The sequence below is a fragment of the Hymenobacter rubidus genome (genome assembly GCF_016734815.1).
Classification (GTDB): Bacteria; Bacteroidota; Bacteroidia; order Cytophagales; family Hymenobacteraceae; genus Hymenobacter; species Hymenobacter rubidus.
Genome location: NZ_JAERQF010000019.1, coordinates 52867 through 76615, shown reverse-complemented (window position 1 = coordinate 76615; position 23749 = coordinate 52867). Strand labels below are relative to the sequence as shown.

The window sequence follows — 23749 nt, the reverse complement described above, 5'->3', positions numbered from 1 at the left end:
AGGAGAGGGGCCGGGGGTGAGGTTCCGGCGTCAGGCGGTGCCTCGTTAGAAAGTGACGTTCAAACCAGTCGTGAAAATCCGCGGAATCGGGTACTGGTAGTTGGTCACTTCCGGGTCGGGCGCGGTGTACTCCTTGCTCTTGATGGTGAACACGTTCTGGGCCTGCACATACACCCGAATGCCCTGTAGCTTCACCTTCTCCACCAGCGTGTTGGGCAGCGAATAGCCCAGTTGCAGGTTGCGCAGCTTCATGTAGGAAGCATTCTCGATGAAGTAGGTCGAGGAGCGGTTTTCGGCGTTGTTGTTGATGAGCGACACGGCCGGGATGGTCGAGCCGGTGTTGGTCGGCGTCCAGGCATCGAGGGTGCGCTGGCCCCAGTTTTCGCCCGCCGCCAGGCCCGCGAAATCGGTGCGGAACTTGATGTTATTGTAGGCATTCAGCCCCTGCACACCCTGGAAGAACATCTGTAAATCAAAGCCTTTGTAGTTGGCACCCACGTTCAGACCGTAGCTGTAGTTGGGCACTGCTTCGGTAATCCAAGTCTGGTCGAAGTTGTCGATTTTACCGTCGCCGTTCAGGTCTTTGTAGCGGATGCGGCCGGGGGCGGCGCCCACCTGGGTGGGTGCGCCGCTCACCTCGCCAGCGTTCTGGAACAGGCCGTCGGCCACGTAGCCGTACACCGCGTTGATGGAGTGGCCCAGGCGCGTCACGTCCTGGCCGTTGCCACCGTAGGCGTTAATCACCTCATCGGGCAGGTAAGTCACCTCGTTGCGGTAGGTCGAGAGGTTGGCGGCAATGTTGTAAGTCAAGCCATTAGCCAGCTTGTTCTGGTAGGCGAGCAGGAATTCCCAGCCCTTGTTTCGCAGCGAAGCGCCGTTCACAAACTTGTCGCCGCCCTCGCCCACCACGGCGGGGTACGGCAGGTTCACCAGAATGTCGGTGCTGTTCTTGATGAAGTAGTCAATCGTACCGGAAATCTTGTTGTCCAGGAAGCCAAAGTCCAGGCCCAGATTGGTTTGCGTGGTGGTTTCCCACTTCAAATTCGGATTGGCCTGTTGAATGCGGCGGTAGCCCGAGGGCAGGTTGCTGTTGGTGCCGTAGATGTCGTAGGCCGTGCCTTTGTCGGTGGTGAAGTTGGGGTCCAGCGTGCCGAGCAGCGACTGGTAGAGGCCGCGCGAGGCGAAGTTGGCAATGTCCTGGTTGCCGGTCTGGCCCCAGCCGGCGCGCAGCTTCAGGTCCGAAATCTGTGGCGCGTTGTCCTTAATAAACGCCTCTTCCGAGATGCGCCAGCCGCCCGACACGGCCGGGAAAATACCGAACTGATTGTTTGTGCCGAAGCGCGACGAGCCGTCGCGCCGCACCGTGCCGCTCAGCAAGTACTTGTCGTTGAACGAGTAGTTGACCTTGGCGAAGTACGAGGCCAGGCGGAAGGCCGTGGCCGAGCCGCCGTTGTCCTTGTTCAGCGTGCCGGCGTCGAGGTAGGCGTAGTCGAGGCTTTCGCTGGCGAAGTTGGTGCGTGAAGCGTAGCTGCTCTCGTCGTAGTAACCGATGCGTTCGTTGCCGAGCAGGAAATCGAGTTGGTGCTTGCCGCCGCCGAAGTTCAGGTTGTAGTTCAGCGTGTTTTGCAGCACCCAGTTGCCGTAGAACCGGTCGTTGACGGTCACGCGGTTGTTGGCTTCGGAGAGGTAGCCGGCGGTGTAGGTCTTGTAGATTTCGCGGTAGCGGTACAGGCTGTAGTCGATGCCGAAGCTGGTGCGCAAGTGCAGATTTTTCACCACTTCCAGGTCGGCGAAGGCGTTGCCGAAGGCCCGGCCGGTGTTGGCCATGTTCTGCTTATTGTCTTCGAGCAGGCGCACCGGGTTGTCGCGGTCCGAGATGCCCGACACCGGCCCGCCCCAGCCCACGCCGTCCACGGTGTGCACCGGCACGATGCTCGGCAGCTGGCTGGCCCGGTCGCGGATGAAGTTGATGCCCGGCGTGTTGGGGTCGTTGGTGGGCAGGATGGTTTCCTGGGTTTTGGCCACCGTCAGGTTCTGACCAATCTTCAGCCGGCCGTTGAAGAAGTTGTAATCCGAGTTCAAACGGGCCGTCCAGCGGTTGTATTCCGAGGTCTTGATGATGCCCTTGTTGTCGTAGTAGTTCACCGAAAACAGCACCCCGCCGCGCTCGCCGCCGTTGCTGATATTCAGGTTGTACGACTGCAACACGGCGTTGCGCTGAATTTCCGAAAACCAGTCCGTATCGGCCGAGCGCATCGTGCGGGCCGCGTCAATAAACTCGGGCACCGTCACGCCATCCAGCACCGGCTTGCCGTTGGCCCCGGTATGCGTCTGGAAGTTGTAGAACGGCAGGTTCGGCGTGATGCCATCGTTGATGGCTGCCTGCCCATACACCCGGCCGTAGTCCAGGGTGTTCAGCATTTTGATGTGCGGCCCCGGCGTCTGCACCGTCAGGAAAGTCGAGAAATCAACCTTCGTTACGCCCTTCTTTGCTTTCTTAGTCGTGATGATAATCACCCCGTTAGAAGCCCGCGAGCCGTAGATGCTGGCCGACGAGGCATCTTTCAGCACCTGAATGCTCTCGATGTCGTTCTGGTTAATCTGGCCGATGCCCTCGCGGGTCGGGATGCCGTCAATTACGTACAGTGGGTCGTTGTTGCCCAGCGTACCGATGCCGCGAATTCGTACCGTCGAGTTGCCAGCCGGCGAGCCGTCTGTGGTGATGCTCACGCCCGGCACCCGGCCCTGTAGGTTTTTCACCGGGTTCGACGACGGCAAATCCCGCACCTCGTCCGACTTGATAACCGACACGGCGCCGGTCAAATCGGCCTTGCGCTGCACCTGGTAGCCGGTCACCACCACCTCATCGAGTGCGGCGGCGTCGGTCACCAGTTGGGCGGCTACGGTGCTTTCGCTGCCCACCGGCACCTCCTTCGTTTTATAGCCCACGAAAGAGAAAACCAGCGTTGCCCCTTCCGGCACGTTGATGCTGAACTTGCCGTCCATGTCGGTGTTGGTGCCCAGGTTGGTGCCCTTCACCAGCACGGTCACGCCGGGCAGGCCCTCGCCTTTATCATCGGTCACGCGGCCCGTAACGGGCCGGTCGGCCAGGGCCGGATGGGCGAACGTTCCGGCGGCGTGGCCGGGCTCGGCCGGGCTGGCTGCCAGGGCCGGACCGCCGGCGAGCAGCGCCACCAGCGCTGCCTGCGGAAGAGAATGTAGCAGTGTGTTCATGCGTTTTTGAGTGGGAGTGAAAAGCAGGAAAAAAGACCGAAACGGCTCCCGGCTGCCAAGAGCGGCGGGTTGATTTATGGTCCAAATTTCCGGCAGCCAGCCCCGGCGGGCTTGCTCAATCCTCTCAAAAGCGTTAACTATCCGTTCACTGCCAGAATTATAATTTTAACTTTGATTTACAGCATCTTAACCCATAGCAAACGTTTGGGGCGTTCAGCCCGGTTACACTCAGGTTACCTCACTTTCACTATCCGTTCAGCCTACCGGCGCGATGTGCAGGGCCCGATACTCGGACGGTGAAATCTGGTAACGCCCCTTGAAGCTGGTAGAGAAATAGGAGGGCGAATTGAAGCCCAGTTGGTAGGCTACCTCGGCAATAGTGAGGGAGTCGTCGAGCAAAAGCTGCCGGGCTTTGGTGAGGCGAATGCTCTGCACAAAGTCCGTCGGGCTGGTGCCGAGCACAGCCTTCACCTTGCGGTAGAGCTGCACCCGCGAGATGCCCAGGCTGCGGGCCACGTCCTCCACGCTCAGGTCGGCCCGCTCCAGGTTGGCTTCTACAATGGCGGTGAAGTCGGCCAGGAATTTCTGGTCGACGCGCTGGGCCGGGGCCACGGTGGCGGTGTCCACGCTCAGCTCGCGGCGGAAATGCTCGCGCTGCCGCTCCCGGTTGCCGAGCAGGGTGCGCAGGCTTTCGAGCAGAAAAGTGGGGTTGAAGGGCTTGGTGAGGTAAAGGTCGGCGCCCGCCTGCACGCCTTCCACCTGTTGCTCGGGCGCGCCTTGGGCCGTGAGCAGCACCACCGGAATGTGCGAAGTGCGCCAGTCGCCCTTCAGCTGCGCCACCAACTCGATGCCGCTGACTTCCGGCATCATCACGTCGCTCACAATCAGGTCGGGAATCAGCTCGGCGGCCAAGCGCAGGCCGGCCGCGCCATCGGTAGCCGTGCGCACCTGGAAGTGCGGCCGCAGCTTCTGGGCCAGAAAGGCGTTGACTTCCGCGTTGTCTTCGATGATGAGGACCAACGCATCGCGCCCCTCGCCTGTGGCAAAGCCAGCTTCGGCCGCTTCGTCAGCCGCGGTGGCTACGGCCGTGGGTTCTTCCTGCACCAGCCCTGGCAGGGCGGGTTGCGCTACTGACGCTAGCAGCCCGGCCGGCAACGTGAGCGGCAGCGTCACCACAAAGGTGCTGCCTTGCCCTGCCTGGCTCGTAAACGCCAGCTGGCCCATGTGCAAGCGCGTGAGCCCCAGCGCCAAGGCCAGCCCCATGCCCGAGCCCTGCACGCCCGGCTGCTGCCCCTGGTAGAACCACTCGAAGATGTGTGCCCGGTCTTTTTCGCTGATGCCGCGCCCGGTATCTTCCACACTCACCCGCACACTGCCCTCGGCTGGCAGCGGCTGAATACTGACAGTAATTTGCCCGCGCTCCGGCGTGAATTTCAAGGCATTAGCCAGCAGGTTGAAGAACACCTTATCCAGAATATTCACGTCGAAGGGCAAATTCACCACTGGCTCGGCGGGCAGGAAGCGGAGTGTCACGCCCTTCTGCCGGGCTGGCTTTTCGAAGGAATCGAGGATTTCGCGCACGAAGGCCACGAGGTTGCCTTCGGTTGCACGCACGGGCATCTTGCCCACGTCGATTTTGCGAAAATCCATGAGCTGGTTCACCAGCCGGAGCAGGCGTTGGGCGTTGCGGCGCACCAGACTCAGGTCGTGCCGCTGCGGAGCGGTGAAATCGGCGCTGCTGGTTAGCATTTCCTCTACCGGCCCCAGAATGAGCGTGAGCGGCGTGCGCAGCTCGTGCGAGAAGTTGGTGAAGAAGCGCAGCTTGGCCTCCGTTTCCACCTTAGCACGCTCGGCAAACTCTTGAATCTGGTTGCGTTGCGAGCGGATTTCCTCGTTCTGCCCGGCCAGTACGCGGGTGATGCGGCGGTTGGCCCGCAGCGCCCGCCACGCCAGCAGCCCCAGTCCGGCTACCAGCAGCAGCGCTGCCGCCAGCACATACAACACGGTTTGCTGGCTGGCGTAGGTGTCGCGCTGCTGTTGCAACAGCTGCTGCTGCCGCTGAATATCCTGCTGCTGACTGGCCAGCTTCTCGGTTTGCATCTTCACCGTCAGCACGTTGGTCGAGTCGATAACCATCGTGCTGAGGATGTTCTCCTTCGCAAAAGGCTGCTTGGTCAGGATGCGCATGGCCGTGCGAATGGCCTCCTCCCCGCCCGGAGAATAGAGCAGCGTGGCCGTGATGATGCCGTCCTGTACCAGTTGGATGCCGCCGCGGCTGCCCGGTAGCCCGTCCACCCCAATGATTTTGACGCGGCGCTGCCGGCCCAATTCCTTGCATACTTGGTAGGCGCCCAAGGCCAGCCGGTCGTTATGCGCAAAAATCAGGTCTACTTCGGGATGGTCGCGTAGCACGGCGGGCAGGCGCTCCAGCACCGACGGCCGCTCCCAGTTGCTGTTCACCTGCGCCACCAAGTGCATGCCGGGATAGGCGGCCAGCGCTTTGGCAAAGCCGCGGTGCCGGTCCACGGCCGGCGAGGAACCGGGCGCGCCCAATATCTCCAGCACCTGGCCGTGCTCCCCGAGCAGGTTGGCCGCGTAGCCGCCGGCGGTCTGGCCTACTTCCACGTTATTGCCGCCTACGTAGGCCGTATAGAGCTGCGAAGTGGTGCGCCGGTCCAGAATAACCACCGGAATGCCTCGGTTGTACACTTCTTCGATGATGGGCGTCACCGGCTCGGCTTCGTTGGCCGATACTATCAGCAAGTCAATGCCTTCGTGCAGAAATTCCTGAATTTGCTGCTTCTGCAGGGCACTGCTGTAGCGGGCGTCCTTCATCCGAAAGCTGACTTCGGGGTAGAAGCTCAGCTCCTTTTTCATGCCGGCCAGCATAGCCAGGCGCCAGGCGTCGCCGTTGGTGCACTGCGAAAAGCCGATGCGGTAATGCGGCGGGGCGGCCGCCAGGGCCAGGTTTGTCCACCATCCGTAGCAGAGTAGTACGCAAAAAAGCTGAGCAACACGCTTCATGGCTTGAAGGTAGCGCCCGGCCGGAAAATGCGAAGCTTTCCGGCAACGTTTCCGGTCGTTGGATGTAGGGGCGGGGCCTGTCCCCGCCCGTCGTTGCACGGAATCATAATGACGGCGCGAACGCACGGGCGAAGGCAGTCCTCGCCCCTACAACGAACCAACATTGGGGCTACCCCTGGTCTTTCTTTTTCACCATCGTCAGAATGGTGGCCACGGCCACGGTTTCGCTGGTTTGGTCAGTCACTTCCACGTACCAGCGTACAATGCCTTTGGCCACGTCCTCGGCATCGCGTTTTTCCTGGCCAATTTTTTCCTTTACCGTCAGCGTCACGCCGATGGTGGTGCCGGGGTACACGGGCTTGGTGAAACGGCATTCGTCCAGACCGTAGTTCAACAAAACCGGGCCCTTGCGCGGGTCCACAAACATGCCGGCGGCCTTGCTCAGAATGTAGTAGCCGTGGGCCACACGGCCGGTGAAGAGCGTGCCTTCCAGCGAGGTAGCGTCGACGTGGGCGTAGAAATTATCGCCCGACACTTGGGCGAAGCTGGCAATGTCGGCCTCCGTTACGGTGTGCTTGTGCGTCACGTAGGTCTGCCCGATTTCCAGTTCCTCGAAATAGTGCTGGAAAGGATGCTTGTCCTTCTCAATCTGCCGGGCTTTGGGCTGGTACACTTCCGTGATGGCCGTAATCATGCTGGGCGAGCCTTGCAGGGCCACGCGCTGCATGAAATGCTCCACGCCCCTGATGCCGCCCATTTCCTGACCGCCGCCCGCCCGGCCCGGCCCGCCGTGGATGAGCTGCGGCAGCGGCGAGCCGTGCCCGGTGCTTTCTTTGGCCATCTCCTCGTTGATGACCAGGATGCGGCCGTGGTTGGTGGCCGCGCCCAGTACAAAGTCCTGGGCCGTGCGCGGGTCGTTGGTGGCAATGGAGCACACCAGCGAGCCTTTGCCCATGTTCACCAGTTTCACGGCCTCGTCGGTGTCGCGGTAGGGCATCAGCGTAGCCACCGGCCCGAAGGCTTCGATTTCGTGCGAGTCGAGGTGGCGGAAAGGCTCGGAGTTGAGCAGCAAAATGGGTGAGCAGAACGCGCCCTTCTCAGCATGCGCGCCACGCTCTTTGCCCAAAATTTCCACATTTTCGAGGTCGCCGTACACGATGGGCGTGTTTTGGGCGAGGTGCTGAACCTGCTCGCGCAGGCGCTGCAGCTGCTCGCGGCCGGCCAGCGCGCCCATACGCACGCCTTCGGCCAGCGGGTGGCCAATGGTAGTTTGCTTCAGGAGCTTGCCCAGCGCAATCTGCACGTCTTCCAGCACGTTTTCGGGCACGATGATGCGGCGAATGGCCGTGCACTTCTGGCCCGACTTGCCGGTCATTTCCTTGCGTACTTCCTTCACAAACAGGTCGAACTCCGGCGTGCCGGGTTTGGTGTCCAGCCCCAGCACGGCGGCGTTTAACGAGTCGGCCTCCATGGTAAACGGCACCGCTTCTTCAACTATGCGCGGGTGGGCCCGCAGTTTGCGCCCGGTGGCGGCCGAGCCGGTGAAGGTCACTACGTCCTGGTAGGTGACGTGGTCGAGCAGGCCCTGGCCGGTGCCGACTACCAGCTGCAACGCGCCTTCGGGCAGAATGCCGGAGGCAATGATTTCGCGCACCACGGCCTCGGTGAGGTAAGCCGAGGGCACGGCGGGCTTCACCACGGCGGGCATGCCGGCCAGCAGGTTCACCGCAATTTTTTCTAGCATGCCCCACACCGGGAAGTTGTAGGCGTTGATGTGCACGGCCACGCCTTCGCGCGGCACCAGCAGGTGCTGCGCCATGAAAGTGCCGCCCTTGCTCAGGCCCACCGGCTCGCCTTCCACGTAAAACGGCTTGTCGGGAAACTTGCGGCGCAGCGAGGCATTGGCAAACAGATTGCCGATGCCGCCCTCAATATCCACCCACGAGTCGGCCCGCGTAGCGCCCGAGCGGTAGCTCAACTCGTAGAAAATTTCCTTCTTTTCCTGCAAGTGGAACGCCAGCGCTTTCAGCATGCGCCCGCGTTCGTGAAAGGTCATTTTGCGCAGCGCCGGGTTGCCCACGCGGCGGCCGTAGTCGAGAATGGCGGCAAAGTCGAAGCCTTCGGTATTGGCCAGGGCAATGACTTCGCCGGTGCTGGCGTCGAGCAGTTCCTGGGGAGCGGTGGCGCCGGCAGTCCAGCGGCCGAGGGTGTAATTTTCGAGGGTGGGCGTCATGGGCGGGAAGGTAGCGCACGCTGCCGCTTGCGCTAGTAAAAGGGTGAAGTGGGAGCTATTTCGTCATGCAGAGCGCAGCGAAGCATCTCGCGTGGGGTAGTAATCAGTTAATTAGTGGTGGCACGCGAGTAATTAGTGATTGCAAGCGAGATGCTTCGCTGCGCTCTGCATGACCTTCAATGATACTCTACAAAAAGCTACGGCCATTGCGTACCGTGCGGCGCAGCAGCGGGCTGGCGCGGTACCGGTCCTCGTGGTATTCGTCGTACAGCGCATCGAGCGTGGTCAGCACCTGGGCCGGGCCCAGCTCATCGGCCCAGGCCAGCAGACCCTTGGGGTAGTTCACACCCTTAGTCATGGCCAGTTCCAAGTCTTCTTTTGAGGCCACGTTGAGAGCTAGCGCATCCACGGCTTCGTTGATGAGCATGGCCAGCACGCGGGTGAGGATTTGGTGGCCCAGGGCTTCGTCGCGGATGGGCTCGGGTAGAGTGGTGCCGGGGGTGTAGTTATAGAAGCCGCGGCCCGATTTGCGGCCGTAGTAGCCGGCCTCGAACAGGCGCTTTTGGGTGAAAGAGGGCTTGAAGCGCGGGTCGAAAAAGAAGGCGGTGAAGACGGATTCCGTGACGCGGTAATTCACGTCGTGGCCGATGAAATCCATCAGCGCAAACGGGCCCATGCGGAAGCCGCCCAGTTCGGTTAGGGCCCAGTCGATGGTAGCCATGTCGGCTACACCTTCTTCCAGCAAGCGGATAGCCTCACCGTAGAAGGGCCGCGCCACGCGGTTCACGATGAAGCCCGGCGTGTCTTTGGTGAGCACCGGCAGCTTGCCCCAGCTTTGCACCAAATCCCGCACTTCTTCGGCCAAACCGTCCCGCGTCTGCACAGCCGGAATGACTTCCACCAGCGCCATGAGCGGGGCCGGATTGAAGAAGTGAGTGCCAACGAAACGCTCCGGCCGCTTGCACGCGGCGGCAATGGAGGCAATAGACAACGACGACGTATTGCTGGCCAAAATGCAGTCCGCCGCCACCACGGCTTCCACCTGCCGAAACACCTTTTGCTTCACCGCTAGCTCTTCCACAATGGCTTCGAGCACCAGCCCGCAGCCCGCAAAATCCTGCATATTGGTGGTGGGATGCAGCCGAGCTACGGCCGCCTCAGCCGCCTCCTGTGGCATTTTACCCTTCTCGGCCAGCTTGCGCAGGTTGCTGGCAATGCCGGCCGTAGCGCGTTCTAAAGCGGTAGCGCTTTGGTCGAGCAGGTACACTTCGTGCCCGGCCACGGCCACCACTTGCGCAATGCCCGCACCCATAGCGCCGCTGCCGATAATTCCAATGGTCATACTTGGTGAAATGGTGAGTTTTTAGGCCGGGGAGGTCGTCCTGCTGCGCCTCCGCTCAGCAGGACGTTTTACAGGTGCTTGACTTCACCTCAATTGTGGCATTTGAAATAATCGAACGGCTCCAGGCAGTCGTCGCATTGGTAATGCGCTTTGCAGGCCGTGGAACCGAACTGGCTGACCAAATGCGTGTGCTCCGACTTGCAGATGGGGCAGCGTACGGCTGTGTCTTTGCCAAATAAATTGAGCATGTGACCCGTGGCGGTACCGTCCACGGGTGGGGCGATGCCATAAGCTTCCAATTTCTCGCGGCCGGCCTGGCTCATCCAGTCGGTGGTCCAGGCCGGGCTGAGCTGGTTGTGGATGGTGAGGTGGGTGTAGCCTTCGGCCAGCAGCCGCAGCCGAATGTCGGTGGCAATGGTGTTCATAGCCGGACAGCCCGAGTAAGTGGGCGTAATGGTCACGGTAATTTTATCGCCTTCCACCGCCACCCCGCGCACGATGCCCAGGTCCAGGATGCTGAGCACTGGCACTTCGGGGTCGCTCACTTCTTCCAGCAGTTGCCAGATACGAGCTTCGGTCGGGGCTGAAGTTGCGGGGATTACCACGTCAGGCCGGGATAGGTGCGTTGCATGTATTGCAGCTCCGACAGCAGGTAACCGAGGTGCTCGGAGTGGCGGCCGGTTTTGCCCCCCAACTGCGCAAAAACAGCCGTGGGCAGTGGCACGTTGGCTTCGGCGAATACGTGTTCGGTGTGTGCCTGCATCTCCGGCAGCAGGGTAGCGTAATCGGGCAGCACGCCAATTTCCTGCAGGGCTGTTTCAGCAGCCGTAGGCGTGGTCAGCTCGCCCGCAAAGCGCCAGAGCGTGGCAATGGCTTTGTCCAGCCGCTTCCGGCTCTCATCCGTGCCATCGCCGAGGCGAATTACCCATTCCGAGCTCCATTTGAGGTGATACGCAGCCTCTTTTACCGACTTCTCGGCAATGGCGGCCAACTGCGCATCGGGCCCGTCTTTCAGCTTTCGCAGCAAGTGGTAATGGAAGTTGTCGAACAGAAATTGCCGCAGAATGGTGTGCGCAAAGTCGCCATTGGGCTGCTCCACCAGCAGCGGGTTGCGGTATTCCACGGCGCTGCGCAAGTAAGCTAGGTCGTCCTCGGTACGGCCCTGGCCTTCAAGTTCGGCGGCGTATTGGTAGTAGCTACGGGCCTCGCCCAGCAGGTCCAGCGCAATGTTGGCCATGGCCAAATCCTGCTCCAGAATGGGGCCGTGGCCGCACCATTCGGAGAGGCGGTGCGCCAGAATCAGGCTGGTGTCGGCCAGCTGCAACACGTACGGAAACAGCAGCGACGGCTCAGTGGCAGCAGCGGCTTTGGTGCCGGAAAGGTCTTGCGTGAGCATGGAAGTTACATGTGTTTGATAGAATCCGGCACCTCGTAGAACGTGGGGTGGCGGTACACTTTATCCGCCGCCGGGTCGAAGAAGGCATCGGCGTCGTCGGGATTCGAAGCGTGAATGTGCTTCGACTCGACTACCCAAATGCTCACGCCTTCGAGGCGGCGGGTGTACACGTCGCGGGCGTTTTGCACGGCCATGGTGGCATCGGCGGCGTGCAAGCTGCCGACGTGCTTGTGGTCAAGCCCCTGCTTGCTACGGATAAACACCTCCCAAAGAGGCCATTCGGATTGATTCATTTTGCTTTTTGTTCGTTGTCAAAAAGAACGGTCATGCTGAGCGTAGTCGAAGCATCTCGCTCGCTTCGTTGACCGATTGATGTACTGCTGCACGCGAGATGCTTCGGCTGCGCTCAGCATGACGTTCTTTTTCCTTTGTTACTCGCCAAAACCTACGCCGCTACCGCTTCCCGCGCCGCGCGCTTGGCAGCGTGGGCGTTGGCGGCCTCGCGCACCCAGGCGCCTTCCTCGTGGGCTTGCACCCGCGCTTGCAGGCGCTCGTGGTTGCACAGCCCGTTGCCCTTCACCACCGACCAGAACTCGTCCCAGTTCACTTCGCCAAAATCGTAGGCTTGGCGCTCCTCGTTCCACTTCACTTTTTCGTCGGGCACGGTCAGGCCCAGGAATTCGGCCTGGGGCACCATCATGTCCACGAATTTCTGGCGTAGCTCGTCGTTGGTGAAGCGCTTGATGCGCCAGTTCATGCTTTGGGCCGTGTTGGGCGAGTCTTCGTCTTTCGGGCCAAACATCATCAGCGTGGGCCACCACCAGCGGTTGAGGGCCTCTTGCGCCATGGCTTTCTGCTCAGGAGCGCCTTCGCACAGCGTCTGCATAATCTCGAAACCCTGGCGCTGGTGGAAGCTTTCCTCCTTGCATACCCGCACCATGGCCCGTGCATACGGCCCGTAGCTGGTACGGCACAGCGGCACCTGGTTCAGAATCGCGGCGCCATCCACCAGCCAGCCCACGCAGCCCATGTCGGCCCAGCTCAGGGTGGGGTAGTTGAAAATGCTGCTGTATTTGGCCTTGCCGGAGTGCAGGTCGGCCAGCATCTGGTCGCGGGTAGTCCCAAGGGTTTCGGCGGCGCTGTAGAGGTAGAGGCCGTGGCCGGCTTCATCCTGCACTTTGGCCAACAAAATGGATTTGCGTTTGAGCGAAGGCGCCCGCGTAATCCAGTTGCCTTCCGGCAGCATGCCCACCAGCTCCGAGTGCGCGTGCTGCGAAATCTGACGAATCAGTGTTTTGCGGTAAGCATCCGGCATCCAGTCCTTGGGCTCGATGCGGATATCCGCGTCGATGCGGGCCTGAAACTGCTCTTCTGGGGTGAGGACTTTTTCGAGGGTTTCCATGGGACTGAATGAGTGGGTTGCGGGTGTATTCTAGGGATAAAAAAACAGCGTCCTGCTGAGCGCAGTCGAAGCATCTCGCGTGCAGCAGTATATCAATCGGTCAACGAAGCGAGCGAGATGCTTCGACTGCGCTCAGCAGGACGTTCTTAAATAACGCATCAATGGTCAAAATCAACGGTAACCTCGGCCGAAGTTGGCCGGGCCTGACAAGTCAGAACGTAGCCTTTGGCCACTTCCGTTTCCGAAAGCGAGTAGTTTACGTCCATGGCGGCGGTGCCGGCCGTGACGCGGGCCCGACAGGTGCTGCACATGCCGTTTTTGCAGGAATACGGCGCATCAACCCCGGCGGCCAGCGCGGCATCGAGCACGGTATCGCCGTAGTACGACATATCCAGCAAGTAGGCGCGGCCGTCGAGGCGCAGGGTCACCAGGCTTTTCTGGTCGTCGTCGCCCACTGGTCGCTGCACGGCGGCTTTGGCCTTGGCCCCGTTGGCAGCGGTGAAGAGCTCGAAGTGAATTTTCTCGGGTGCTACGCCAGCTTCGCCTAGAGCGGCGCGCACGCCGTGAATCATTTCCTCCGGCCCGCAGATGAAGCATTCATCGAGCAACGAAGCCGGCAGCACTTTCTCAAGTAGCTGCGCCGTCTTGGCCTGGTCGAGGCGGCCAAAAAACAGGTCGCTGTCGCCCTGCTCGCGGCTCAGGATGTGGAACACGCTCAGCCGGTCAAGGAATTTATTCTTCATCCCCTCAATGGCTTCCTTGAAAATAATGGAGTTGCGCCCCCGGTTGCCGTACACCAAGTACACCTGGCTGCCCGGCTCGGTCAGCAATATCGTTTTGACGATGCTCAGAATGGGCGTGATGCCGCTGCCCGCTGCAAACAATGCATAGCTCTTGGCATGCGAAGGGTGCAGCGTAGCGGTGAAACGGCCCTGCGGCGGCATCACCTCTAGCGTGTCGCCCACGTGCAGGCCATCCACAGCCAGGGCCGAGAAGCGCCCCTCGGGCACTTTCTTGATGGCCACACGCCACTCCTCGTCCAACGGGCTGCTGCAAATGGAGTAGGACCGCCGCAAATCTTCGCCTTGGTGCTCACGGCGCAGGGTCAGGTACTGCCCAGGGGTGTAGCGGAAAGCCTCGCGCAGTTCGGCCGGCACCTCAAAGGCCAGGGAAACGCAATCGGGCGTTTCGCGGCGGATGTTCTTGATTTTGAGTTTGTGGAACCTGCTCATGTGGGAACTCGGCTCTGGCTTTTAGAAGCAGGCGCGCTCGATTTCAAAATGCTGTCGGCGCGGCCAGTGCCTCTTGCGTTGCATCAGCACCACAGCTCCGGAATTATGGAAGCGGTGCCTGTCAAGCGCAGGCGGAGAGTTGACGGGTGGGAAAAGAAGGGGTGAAAGTAATGGCAAAAGTAATACATTCCCGCAAAAAAACTAACGACTGTTCGTTTTGCAGAAGTGGCAACTTTCACTCTTGTTGAGACAATTACGCTGAAATGGGTTGGCTGTGGACCACCATTGCCCAACGTGGAACAAGCACAGCAGCGATAGTACGTCCTTAGCGTAGGGCTAGCGCGTGGGTGTGCAGGTTGCGGCGCAAGCTGTTGAAAAACTGGGTTCGCTCTTTTTCGCCAGTGCCGCTGATGAGGGTCGATTTCTTCATAAGGTTGGATAGGTGAGCAAACATGAAGTCGTTGAATCCCTCGTCGCGGGTGCCCACAAAATACAGCACACTGTGGTTGAGAAAGGTGATGCGGGTATTGCCCAGTTCGGCGGCAAACGTGTTGTCGCCTAGTATCAACTCGTTCACAAACAGGCGGTAGGGCGGGGCGGTGGAGGCAGGGACCTGACTCAGGATGCACTTGACGCCGTGCTCGGCTTGCGTCTCTACGTAGTCGAGCAACTCACTTACTTTGGCGTACAGCAGGCGCACGTCATCATCAGATGCAAAGTTGCCGGACTCGTGGTAAAATTGAATTTGGCGTAGGGCGCTGTTTAGGCTTTCCACGTTCCAGATTTCGGTGGTGGCCACTTGGGTATAGAGCTTGATGATGCGCTGGCAGGCCACGTGCAGATGGCTGTACCGGGCATCACCCAACCGAAACTTGACCCCACGCAACTGGTCGTCGTGGAGAATGGACTTCATCCAGAAGAAAAACTTAAATTCGGCCAACTCCGGTATCTGGAAATGGTAGAACAAAGGAATGTCCTTGATGATGAAGTAGATATGCGAGTCGAGAAAGCGGTTTACCAGCGTTAGCTGATTTTCTACGTCCTGCAGCCACCGCTCCAGAGCGTGGTCCTGCTGCAAGGGCTGCCGCCCTGTGAAGAGGATGCCCTCGGTTTGCGGAAAAAGATATTGGTCGATAGACACTCGAAACCGGGCGCCTATTTTCTGCACTTCGGGCAGGTCCAGCGGCTTCTCGCCTCTAATGCGCCGATAGGCGCTATCGGTGCTTAGGCCCAGCACGTCGGCTATTTCTTCCACCAGCGACTGGTGAGGCAGCAACTGGGCTTTGACTTGCTGAAGGAAGCGAATCTGGGCATCGGGCGTTTCCATACAGAAAGCAAGCTAGTAATAATTACGATGCTTCCTTGAGCAAGTAGTAATTATTGCCACAAGCTCTTCAATCTGACTTTGCAGTAGGCAAGCCTGCGGCCCGAACCTTTGCAATAGCAGTTTTGGCGCAGCACCAGCGGAAATAAAAATGGACGCCGGTAGCAGTCAATTAGGGATGCGCAAGGCCGGGCGGTAGCTTTCCGAAGTTGGGTAAATGCCTGCGTCACAGCGTGGGCCAGTGGCTGGTGCCGCAGTGGTGCCCGTGCGATGCTTGCTTTTCTCATTCTTGCTTTCACCTTTTTCCTGCTACAGTCATGGCCAGTATTCGCTTTCAGCCCGAACCATCCGATGGATTTTACCACACCCTAAAAAGCCGGGTGCAGGCCTACTTTGCACAGGAAGGAATTCCGCGCTACGCCACGCCGGAGGCGCGGTGGAAGGCGGCCTTTTTTGCGGGGTCGTTCGGCCTCAGCTACGGCATTATTCTGCTGGTAACCATGCCATTATTCTTGTTTTTGGCGATGTGGTTTCTAATGGGCGTTTGCCTGCTGCTGGCGGCCATGAGCATGGTGCACGATGCAGCACATGGCGTATTCTCGGCTCGCCCGTGGGTCAATGCGGTGCTGCTACACTTTGCCAACCTGGTGGGGGGCGACGGCTACATGTATAAGTATAAGCACACCGTGTCGCACCATGCCTACACCAACATCCCGGGCCTGGACATCGACCTGGAGCAAAGCTCCCTGGTGCGCGTCACACCCTTCACCACTTCCCGCGCCAGACACCGGCTCCAGCACTGGTACATGCGGGTGCTCTACCCATTCTACATCTTGTTCTGGGTACTGTTTCGGGACTTTAGCTACTACCGGCGCGCGAAGATTGGGACGGCCACGGCGCACCACGCTGCGGTGCATTGGCTCACGCTAGTTGCCAGCAAAGCCTTTTACCTGTTCTACCTGCTGGTGGTGCCGGCTGCGGTGCTGCCGGTGCCGTTCTGGCACATTGGGCTGGGGTTTGTGTGCATGCACCTGGGTTCGGGGGTGGTGGCCATGTTTGCCCTGCTGGCCAACCACGCCGTAGAAGACTCGGTGTTTGCCGTGCCCAACGCCGACGGCCTCATGGACTGCAGTTGGGGCGAACACCAACTGCGCACCACCGACGACTACAGCCCCGACTCGCGCCTCGTCAGCTTCCTCTTTAGCGGCCTCAATCATCATGTAGCCCACCACCTATTTCCCCGCTATTGTCATGTGCACTATCCGGCCATCACCAAGCTGGTGCGAGCCACGGCGCAGGAGTTCGGCTTGCGCTACCGGCACAATTCCCTATTTGGGGCCCTGGGGTCGCATTTCCGACTGCTCAAAAAACTGAGTTCCTGCTAACGTTCGGCGGGCTTCTTGTTGCACCGGTTACTTCTCTGCCTCATGGAACACGAAGGAAACATTGTATTGGCGCTGGTGGTGCTGGCCTTTGCGCGCTATGCGGTGCTGGCCGGGCTGAGCTACGCGCTGTGTTACCGGCCCGGGCTACCGGGCTTGCAGCGGTTCAAAATTCAGCCCCGGTCGCCTAAGGCCGACCAAATCCGACACGAGTTGGTTTATTCCAGCTCCACGGCCTACATTTTTGCGTTGCTCGGCGTGCTGGTGTACTGGCTTTATACCCGAGGCCACACCACCTTATATACCGATGTGCGCCAGCACGGGTGGGCCTACCTGAGCCTGTCGGGCGGGCTGGTGCTGGTGCTGCACGACACGTATTTTTATTGGACGCATCGGTTGCTGCACACGCGCTGGCTTTACCGGCACGTGCACACCGTGCACCACCGCTCCACCAATCCCACGCCCTGGGCCGCATATGCCTTTCATCCAGTGGAGGCGCTGCTGGAAGGGGCCGTAGTGTTTCCGCTCATTCTGGTGTTTCCGCTGCACATTTATGTGTTTGCTGGTTTCCTTGGGGTAGTGCTGTTGAGCAACATTGTAGGGCACTTAGGCTTCGAGTTTGTGCCGCAAACAAAACGGTCCAGCTTCTGGGGCAGGTTGCTCTCGTCGGCCACGCACCACAACCTGCACCACCAGCTCTTCACCAAAAACTACGGGTATTACTTCACACACTGGGACCGGTGGATGAACACCGCGCAAGCCGAGCCACCAGCGCGCCGCCGTTTATAAATAGCGCCTCGCCGGTTTTAGCCGATGAACCCCGGCGGTGGCTTATCGCTTAGTTGGTTTACGACCTTCTGCTGCCCGCCTTGCCCAGACCACCTCATCACATAGCGAGTCGTGCAGGGTGTGATGACGTGTCTCATATACCGCCCCTTGAAAACCGAAAAACCCCGCCTGCTTGCCGCAAACGGGGTTTAAAGTGGAGATGCAGGGATTCGAACCCTGGTCCAGACAAGGAAATCAACGTGCTTTCTACGTGCGTATCCAGACTTGAATTTTCGAAGAAGCCCAGGCGTCAGTCAGGCCCTTGAGCTTCCCTTAGCTGCAGTTGGGTTTCGCCCCCGGGTCACAGCTCCCCGAAGGCTATTTTCTACTTACGACGCTCCGAACTCCCAGGTGTAGAAACTTACCCGGGCGGAACGATGGCAATTACCTAATTCTGAACTAGGCAGCCATGGCGTACGAATAGTCGCCAGTTGATTGTTGATAGATTTTTTGACAGGAGAGCTTCCATCAACTCCTGGCACGCTTACCCGCAATTTGCGCAAGCTGTCAATTCCGGTCATCCCCAAATGGTAAAGAACGAGTCCCACAAGTCCGATTAATGCCAAGCGGGCCGCGAAGGTACGCGGTTCGGGGTAGAAACGCCAAGGCAAGAGGGAAGGTTTCCTTTTCACGCCTGTCATCCTGAGCGCAGCGAAGGACCTTCTCACGGATGAACGATGCTGAACGGCACTCTTGTTTAATGCGAAAAGCAGGCTGATTTTCTACTTCTAACTGTGCCAGCGTGATAAGGTCCTTCGCTGCGCTCAGGATGACAGATGAGGGGCAAACCGCTTCCAAAGCCGCCCGTTTCTGGGTAACTTTGTAGACAGAACTTATGGATAATTTCGTCGTTTCGGCCCGCAAGTACCGTCCTTCCACGTTTCGCAGCGTGGTGGGGCAGCAGCACGTCACCACCACGCTGCAAAACGCTATTCAGAGCCACCACTTGGCCCAGGCGTTCCTGTTTTGCGGCCCGCGCGGGGTGGGCAAAACCACCTGCGCCCGCATCCTGGCCAAAACCATCAACTGCACCAACCTCACGGCCGAAACCGAGGCTTGCGGTACCTGCGCCTCCTGCGTGGCGTTCCAGGAAAATGCCTCCTTCAACGTGCACGAACTGGATGCGGCCTCGAATAACTCGGTCGAAGACATCCGCTCGCTGGTGGAGCAGGTGCGCTACGCCCCGCAGGCCGGCAAGTACAAAATCTACATTATTGACGAGGTGCACATGCTCTCGAATGCGGCCTTCAACGCGTTTCTGAAGACGCTGGAGGAGCCGCCAAGCTACGCTATTTTCATCCTCGCCACCACCGAGCGCCACAAGATTATTCCCACCATCCTGTCGCGCTGCCAGATTTTCGATTTCAGCCGCATCAAGGTGGAGGACATGCGCGGGCACCTGCGCTATGTGGCCACCCAGGAAGGCATCACGGCAGAAGACGACGCCCTTCACCTGCTGGCCCAGAAGGCCGACGGCGGCCTACGCGACGCCCTGTCGATGTTTGACCAGATGGTGACCTTCGGCGGCAACAACCTCACTTACAAAGAGGTGGTGCAAAACCTGCACATCCTCGACTACGACTACTACTTCCGCTTAGTCGACAGCCTGCTCACCGAAAACCTCTCGGCCGCGCTGCTCCTGCTCGATGAAGTGATGCAGAATGGCTTCGACCTCCACAACTTCGTGGTGGGCACCGCCGAACACCTGCGCGGCCTGCTCGTGTGCAAAGACGCCGTGACCGTGCAGCTGCTGGAAGTGTCCGACGGCATCCGGCTGAAGTACGTGCAGCAGGCCCAGGCCGCGCCGCTGGCCTTCCTGCTCTCGGCGCTCAACCTCATCAGCCAATGTGACCGCGAGTTCAAGCAAGCCAAAAACCAGCGCCTCCATGTCGAATTGGCGCTGATGAAGCTGGCCTACCTGAACGGCGCCGTGCAGTTCGTGCGTGAGCTAAGCCCCGCCACCAACGGCGAGGCAAAAAAAAAAACTAGCAGCCTAAGCGACGGTGAAACGCCAGCAACTGCTGCGCCAAGCAGCAGCGGCAGCACCAGTGATGGCATCTACGGTGGAAGCACCAACGGCCACGCCCAGCCTGCGCCTGTAGCCTCTCCATCTGCTAGCGTCCCAGCTGCCGCTGCGGTTTCATCAGTTTCTTATGCCGCTCCGGCTGCTTACGCCACCGAGTCGCCGGCCGCGGCCTACACGGCCGCACCGCGCCCGGCCGTCGCATCCGCGCCGCTGCCCATGCCGGCCGGTGCACCCGTAGCCACCGGCCCGGCCCCGGCCGACGGCCCCGACCCATTACCCGTCGAAAACGGCGTGGAGGAGCTGCACGACACGCCCAGCATTGAAGCCGACCCGAACGCCGCCATCACCGAGCGGCACCAGATGCGCGACACGCTGCCGCACGTCGAAATCGGCGTGCCGAGCTTTGAGGGCATTGAGCCGGCGCCGCGTCCAACGCCGCAAGCCGCTTTTGCCAAGATTCCCAGCTTGGCCAGCAAGCTGCCCAGCCTCAAGAACATGGGGGCCCGTGCAGCCACTGGCCCATCGGCCGCTGCTTCGGCCGAGCCGGCGGCCGCCAGCGGCCCGGTGGCCCCCACCGACCCTGCCGTGCTGCAGCGCGTGTGGCAGGAACTGGCCGAAGAGCGCCGGGCCCAGGACCGCATGAGCGAATTCTGGGTGCTGAACCGGCCCGTGACGGCCAACGAAGAACACCACATCGAGCTGGCCGTGGACAACCCCATCCAGGTCGACCAGTTCAACGAAATGCGCGTGGAATTCCTGGCCGAGCTGCGCCGCCGCACCGGCAACCCGCGCCTCAACGTGCAACCCGTAGTGAACGCGGCTGCGCCCACGGCCAAAAAGCTCTACACCTCTACCGATAAATTTGAGTACCTAGCCGAGCGGTTTCCGGCCTTGCGCGAGGCCAAGCAACGTTTAGGGTTGGAGGCAGAGTTTTAACGACACGGCTTGTGGCGAGGAGGAAGCAACTCTCGTGCTTCAGTATAGGTGTCATTTTAATGCTCGTCTGTCATCCTGAGCTTGCGAAGGACCTTCTCACGCTTGTATCAACTGAATCACTGCCAATGGTTCAGCGGTGAGAAGGTCCTTCGCTCCGCTCAGGATGACAGCTGTGGGAAAGAGCGTATAACTGAGAAGCTGTTTGAGTTAACCAAAACGGTTATGCTGAGCTTGTCGAAGCATCTCTACCGGGGGACTAATTCATTTACTGTTACGGGAGAGATGCTTCGACAAGCTCAGCAGGACGGGCTGGAATGTTTTCGACCAACTCTAACGGCTTCTAAACCCCCTACATCAAAAAGCCCCTTGCTGATATCAGCAAGGGGCTTTTTATAGCATCAAAGGTTTGTGCATCCGAACGTTATTGCACGACAACGCGTCCAGTGTATTCCACGTCGGCGCAGGTGACGCGCACGGCGTAAATGCCGGCGGGCAGGCCCCGCAGGTCAACCGAAACGGCCTCGGTGGCGCTGAGCTGGGCGGTGCGCTGGCGCACCGAGCGGCCCAGCATATCCAGCACTTCCACGGTGGCGGGGCGGGCGGTGGGCACGCCGGGCAGGCGCAGCTGCACGGTTTCGGAGGCCGGGTTCGGGTAGATTTCGAGGGCGTTGCGCAGTACCGAGGCAGTGCGGGCCGCCGTGGGAATGAAGCAGGCGGAGCTGACGTAGCTGCCCACGCCGGCGTAGTTGTCCACGCCACCGGCGCTCCAGGTCACACTGCCGTTGGGGCCGTTCCAGCGGCCGCCCTGGCTGGTGGTGGGCTGGCGCACGAGGGTGTTGTTCAGGGTTGAGCCATTGGGTACTGTCCAGCCGCCGGAAGGCGGCGTCTGGCCGATTACGCCGATAACGTCGAGCGTATCCGTGGCATCAAACAAGGCAATGGAGTGCGCTCCGCTGAAATAGCATACGGTGGATAAAATGTCGGTCTGGGCCAGCGTGGTCGCATCCGTCAAACCCACGTTGCCAATCACGTACACGTCGCCGGGGGCAATGGTGCCGCTCAGGTTGAGGGTGGTGCCGGCGGTGGTAGAGCCCGGTTGGTAGAGCACCACGCGCTTGCCGGCCAGCGGCATGGGCGAGAGCGTGGGATTGTAAATTTCCAGCACCTTGGTATTGCCCACGTTCGACTCCACGTACTGCGAGAAATAGGGCTTGGTGCAGGGCGCGCCGGCCGGGGCCGCGTCGTCGTTCAGAATGGTGAGCGTGTGCTGGCTGGGCTGCCCCACAATGACGGTGGCGTTGGAAGGCGTGCCCAGGCGCAGGCGCACGGTTTCGTTGGGCTCGAAGGTCAGGTCGCCGTTCACGGTCACGGTCACGGCTTGCGTGAGGGCGGAGCTGCTGAAGGTGAGGCTGGTGGTGTTCAGCACGTAGTCGCTGGGGGTGGTGGCGGTGCTGTTGGCCGCGTCCACGCTCACCGGCACGGTGAAGGTGCCGGTGGGCAGGGTGCCGCTGGCCGTCACGTTCACGGTGTAGGTGCTGGTGCCGGTGTTGCCTTCGGTGATGGTGCCGCCGGCGGTGGCAAAGTTGACCGTGGGCGCGGGGCCGTCGTCGTTGGTGATGGTGAGCGTGTGGGTGCCGGGGCTGCCCACGCTGTTGCCGGTGCTGGGGTTGCTCAGGGTCAGGATGACGGTTTCATCGGCCTCGGGCTGGGTGTCGCCGTTCACGGTTAGCGTCACGGTCTGGCTGGTGCTGCCAGCCGGGAAGGTCACGGTAGTGGGGGTGGTGAAGGCGAAATCGGTGCCGTTGGTGGCCGTAGAATTCGCGGCGTCCAGGTTCACCTGTACGGTGGTAGCGGTGGTAGCCGCCGGGGCCAGGCTCAGCGTGAAGGTGTAGGTGGCGGTGCCGGCGTTGCCTTCGGTGATGGTACCCGAGGGCGATGCGAAGCTGAACACCGGGCCGGGCGGCGTGAGGCCCCAGGCGGGCGCCACGGTTTCGGGGTGCTCGATGTAGGGGTTGTAGTTGCCCTGGCTGACGGCCACGCGGCGGTTGCGCTCAATTTCGTGGGCATCGACCGGGTCGGCCAGGTGCCAGGCGTAGAGGGTATTGATGTTGGCCACGGAGTTGATGTCCTGGTGGTTGGTGGCGGCCAGCTCGGGCTGCCCGCCGTGCATGGTGTAGAAGTAGAAAACGGCGCGGGCCACGTTGCCCTTGTGGTCTTCGCGGGGCTCAAACTGCGTGTTGGTATCCTCGCTCCATTCGTTGATGTTGGCGGTCGGGATAGTGTTCTGGCTTACCAGCAGGCGCATCCAGGTTTGGGTGGTGGCGTCGGGAATGTCGGCGTAGGGGTCCGAGCCGCGCAGGTTGTTCCAGGTATCGTAAGTCGGGAACAGGTGGTGCATGTCGGAGCGCATGCGCACCACCTGGTTGAACCATGACTGGGGCACGGTGTGCTCGCAGTTGATGCGGCTGACCACTGAGGTGCTGGTGTTGGTGGTGCTGTAAGGCACCGTTTCGGTGTAGCCCGAATACACGCAGGTGACGATGTTGCTGTAGTTATCGGCGTAGTTATACATCTTGCCGCGGGCATCGGCGTAGCTCAGCACCACGCGCTTGTTGGTGTACCAGTTGTCGAGGTACCAGGTGCGCAGGGCCTGGCCCGTAAGGCCGGCGGGCGCAGCCGGCGGCATGGGCGGCGCGGTTTGAGCGTGCAGCGCGGCTGGCACCAAGGCCAGCACCAGCAGCACCGAAGCGAAGAAGTGTTTCATGGGAAAAAGGAGACTTGGGGGCTTAGGGTCTTAGGAACTTGGGTGGCAGAAAGACACGGGGGCGTGGGTTGAATCCCTTACTGTTGGAAATGCGACAGCCTCTGGGAAACGACAAAGGTAAGGATTGCGCCGTGCGTGGTTGGTGCTCTTGCCGTTACGAAACCAAGAAGCCTTCGGCCGTACTTTCGTCCCAGCAAGTCAGTTACTACCCAACCACCCAATCCCTTTTCCACCATGGCCGACATCACCCCCGCCGAACTCCACCAGCGCCAGCAAGCCGGCGAAACCCCCACCATCATCGACGTGCGCGAACCCTGGGAGCACGAAGAAGCCCGCATGCCCGGCGCCCAGAATATCCCGCTCGGCACCCTGCCTGAAAAGCTCGACGACCTCGACGCCTGGAAAGAGCAAGAAATCATCGTGCATTGCAAAAGCGGCGCCCGCTCCGGCCAGGCCAAAGCCTACCTCACCCAGCAAGGCTTCACCAACGTGCGCAACCTGCTGGGCGGCTACCAGGCCTACGCGGCGGAGGGGATTTAAGGGCCGTGAATAATAGAACGTCCTGCTGAGCGTAGCCGAAGCATCTCGCTTGTGGTAGTAACTCAATCGTTGCAGAAGAGAATTAC

Annotated in this window: 15 protein-coding genes and 1 other RNA gene; 4 read left to right on the top strand and 12 right to left on the bottom strand. The window is 60.5% G+C overall.

Annotated elements, in window-relative coordinates; genetic code table 11:
* Window positions 1–45: 45 nt before the first annotated feature.
* The 10 genes from JKL48_RS13820 to JKL48_RS13775 all read right to left on the bottom strand — a co-directional run bounded on the left by JKL48_RS13820 (window position 46) and on the right by JKL48_RS13775 (window position 15190).
* Window positions 46–3234, bottom strand: a complete 3189-nt coding sequence (locus tag JKL48_RS13820) for a SusC/RagA family TonB-linked outer membrane protein (RefSeq protein WP_201983461.1) — start codon at window positions 3232–3234, stop codon at window positions 46–48.
* A gap of 255 nt (window positions 3235–3489) precedes the next feature.
* Window positions 3490–6258: a substrate-binding domain-containing protein gene (locus tag JKL48_RS13815; protein ID WP_201983460.1), complete on the bottom strand. Its 2769-nt coding sequence runs from the start codon at window positions 6256–6258 to the stop codon at window positions 3490–3492.
* 169 nt (window positions 6259–6427) lie between these two features.
* Window positions 6428–8491, bottom strand: coding sequence for a phenylacetic acid degradation bifunctional protein PaaZ (gene paaZ / locus JKL48_RS13810; RefSeq protein ID WP_201983447.1), 2064 nt, complete (start codon window positions 8489–8491; stop codon window positions 6428–6430).
* 187 nt (window positions 8492–8678) lie between these two features.
* Complete coding sequence (locus JKL48_RS13805) at window positions 8679–9833, bottom strand: 3-hydroxyacyl-CoA dehydrogenase NAD-binding domain-containing protein (RefSeq protein WP_201983445.1); 1155 nt, start codon at window positions 9831–9833, stop codon at window positions 8679–8681.
* An 89-nt stretch (window positions 9834–9922) separates the two neighbouring features.
* The gene (paaD, locus tag JKL48_RS13800; RefSeq protein ID WP_201983443.1) at window positions 9923–10438 is read right to left on the bottom strand and encodes a 1,2-phenylacetyl-CoA epoxidase subunit PaaD; all 516 of its coding nucleotides are present in this window, start codon (window positions 10436–10438) and stop codon (window positions 9923–9925) included.
* Window positions 10432–11229: a 1,2-phenylacetyl-CoA epoxidase subunit PaaC gene (paaC, locus tag JKL48_RS13795; protein ID WP_201983441.1), complete on the bottom strand. Its 798-nt coding sequence runs from the start codon at window positions 11227–11229 to the stop codon at window positions 10432–10434. Before paaC ends, paaD begins: the two co-directional genes overlap by 7 nt.
* 5 nt (window positions 11230–11234) lie before the next feature.
* On the bottom strand, window positions 11235–11522 hold the full coding sequence (gene paaB, locus JKL48_RS13790) for a 1,2-phenylacetyl-CoA epoxidase subunit PaaB (RefSeq protein ID WP_201983437.1): 288 nt from the start codon (window positions 11520–11522) through the stop codon (window positions 11235–11237).
* Between the two features lie 152 nt (window positions 11523–11674).
* Window positions 11675–12631: a 1,2-phenylacetyl-CoA epoxidase subunit PaaA gene (gene paaA / locus JKL48_RS13785; RefSeq protein ID WP_201983434.1), complete on the bottom strand. Its 957-nt coding sequence runs from the start codon at window positions 12629–12631 to the stop codon at window positions 11675–11677.
* A gap of 158 nt (window positions 12632–12789) precedes the next feature.
* Window positions 12790–13863 carry a 1,2-phenylacetyl-CoA epoxidase subunit PaaE gene (gene paaE / locus JKL48_RS13780; RefSeq protein WP_201983432.1) on the bottom strand — a complete coding sequence of 358 codons (1074 nt, stop codon included), beginning with the start codon at window positions 13861–13863 and terminating at the stop codon, window positions 12790–12792.
* 325 nt (window positions 13864–14188) lie between these two features.
* Complete coding sequence (locus JKL48_RS13775; RefSeq protein WP_201983430.1) at window positions 14189–15190, bottom strand: helix-turn-helix domain-containing protein; 1002 nt, start codon at window positions 15188–15190, stop codon at window positions 14189–14191.
* Window positions 15191–15504: 314 nt separating this feature from the next.
* Here JKL48_RS13775 and JKL48_RS13770 point away from each other — a divergent pair, with 314 nt between their 5' ends.
* Window positions 15505–16572, top strand: a complete 1068-nt coding sequence (locus JKL48_RS13770) for a fatty acid desaturase family protein (RefSeq protein WP_201983427.1) — start codon at window positions 15505–15507, stop codon at window positions 16570–16572.
* Window positions 16573–16614: 42 nt separating this feature from the next.
* Window positions 16615–17358 (top strand): sterol desaturase family protein, encoded by a 744-nt coding sequence (locus JKL48_RS13765; protein ID WP_201983424.1) that lies wholly within the window; start codon window positions 16615–16617, stop codon window positions 17356–17358.
* 191 nt (window positions 17359–17549) lie between these two features.
* On the opposite strand, the gene ssrA is transcribed toward JKL48_RS13765, so the two are convergent.
* Window positions 17550–17922, bottom strand: a transfer-messenger RNA (tmRNA) gene (ssrA, locus tag JKL48_RS13760).
* 310 nt (window positions 17923–18232) lie between these two features.
* Between ssrA and JKL48_RS13755 the strand changes: the two genes are divergently transcribed.
* Complete coding sequence (locus tag JKL48_RS13755) at window positions 18233–20359, top strand: DNA polymerase III subunit gamma/tau (RefSeq protein WP_201983421.1); 2127 nt, start codon at window positions 18233–18235, stop codon at window positions 20357–20359.
* A 421-nt stretch (window positions 20360–20780) separates the two neighbouring features.
* Here JKL48_RS13755 and JKL48_RS13750 read toward each other — a convergent pair whose 3' ends face one another.
* Entirely contained in the window at window positions 20781–23123 is a 2343-nt protein-coding gene (locus JKL48_RS13750) for an endonuclease (protein ID WP_201983418.1), read from the bottom strand.
* Between the two features lie 234 nt (window positions 23124–23357).
* Between JKL48_RS13750 and JKL48_RS13745 the strand changes: the two genes are divergently transcribed.
* Window positions 23358–23663 carry a rhodanese-like domain-containing protein gene (locus JKL48_RS13745; RefSeq protein ID WP_201983415.1) on the top strand — a complete coding sequence of 102 codons (306 nt, stop codon included), beginning with the start codon at window positions 23358–23360 and terminating at the stop codon, window positions 23661–23663.
* Window positions 23664–23749 lie beyond the last annotated feature (86 nt).

Coding starts and splice junctions, on each gene's coding strand:
- JKL48_RS13750 (WP_201983418.1), bottom strand. CDS start 23,123: ATGAAACACTTCTTCGCTTCGGTGCTGCTGGTGCTGGCCTTGGTGCCA.
- JKL48_RS13820 (WP_201983461.1), bottom strand. CDS start 3,234: ATGAACACACTGCTACATTCTCTTCCGCAGGCAGCGCTGGTGGCGCTG.
- JKL48_RS13755 (WP_201983421.1), top strand. CDS start 18,233: ATGGATAATTTCGTCGTTTCGGCCCGCAAGTACCGTCCTTCCACGTTT.
- paaC (WP_201983441.1), bottom strand. CDS start 11,229: ATGCTCACGCAAGACCTTTCCGGCACCAAAGCCGCTGCTGCCACTGAG.
- paaB (WP_201983437.1), bottom strand. CDS start 11,522: ATGAATCAATCCGAATGGCCTCTTTGGGAGGTGTTTATCCGTAGCAAG.
- paaZ (WP_201983447.1), bottom strand. CDS start 8,491: ATGACGCCCACCCTCGAAAATTACACCCTCGGCCGCTGGACTGCCGGC.
- JKL48_RS13745 (WP_201983415.1), top strand. CDS start 23,358: ATGGCCGACATCACCCCCGCCGAACTCCACCAGCGCCAGCAAGCCGGC.
- paaE (WP_201983432.1), bottom strand. CDS start 13,863: ATGAGCAGGTTCCACAAACTCAAAATCAAGAACATCCGCCGCGAAACG.
- JKL48_RS13770 (WP_201983427.1), top strand. CDS start 15,505: ATGGCCAGTATTCGCTTTCAGCCCGAACCATCCGATGGATTTTACCAC.
- paaA (WP_201983434.1), bottom strand. CDS start 12,631: ATGGAAACCCTCGAAAAAGTCCTCACCCCAGAAGAGCAGTTTCAGGCC.
- JKL48_RS13805 (WP_201983445.1), bottom strand. CDS start 9,833: ATGACCATTGGAATTATCGGCAGCGGCGCTATGGGTGCGGGCATTGCG.
- JKL48_RS13775 (WP_201983430.1), bottom strand. CDS start 15,190: ATGGAAACGCCCGATGCCCAGATTCGCTTCCTTCAGCAAGTCAAAGCC.
- JKL48_RS13815 (WP_201983460.1), bottom strand. CDS start 6,258: ATGAAGCGTGTTGCTCAGCTTTTTTGCGTACTACTCTGCTACGGATGG.
- JKL48_RS13765 (WP_201983424.1), top strand. CDS start 16,615: ATGGAACACGAAGGAAACATTGTATTGGCGCTGGTGGTGCTGGCCTTT.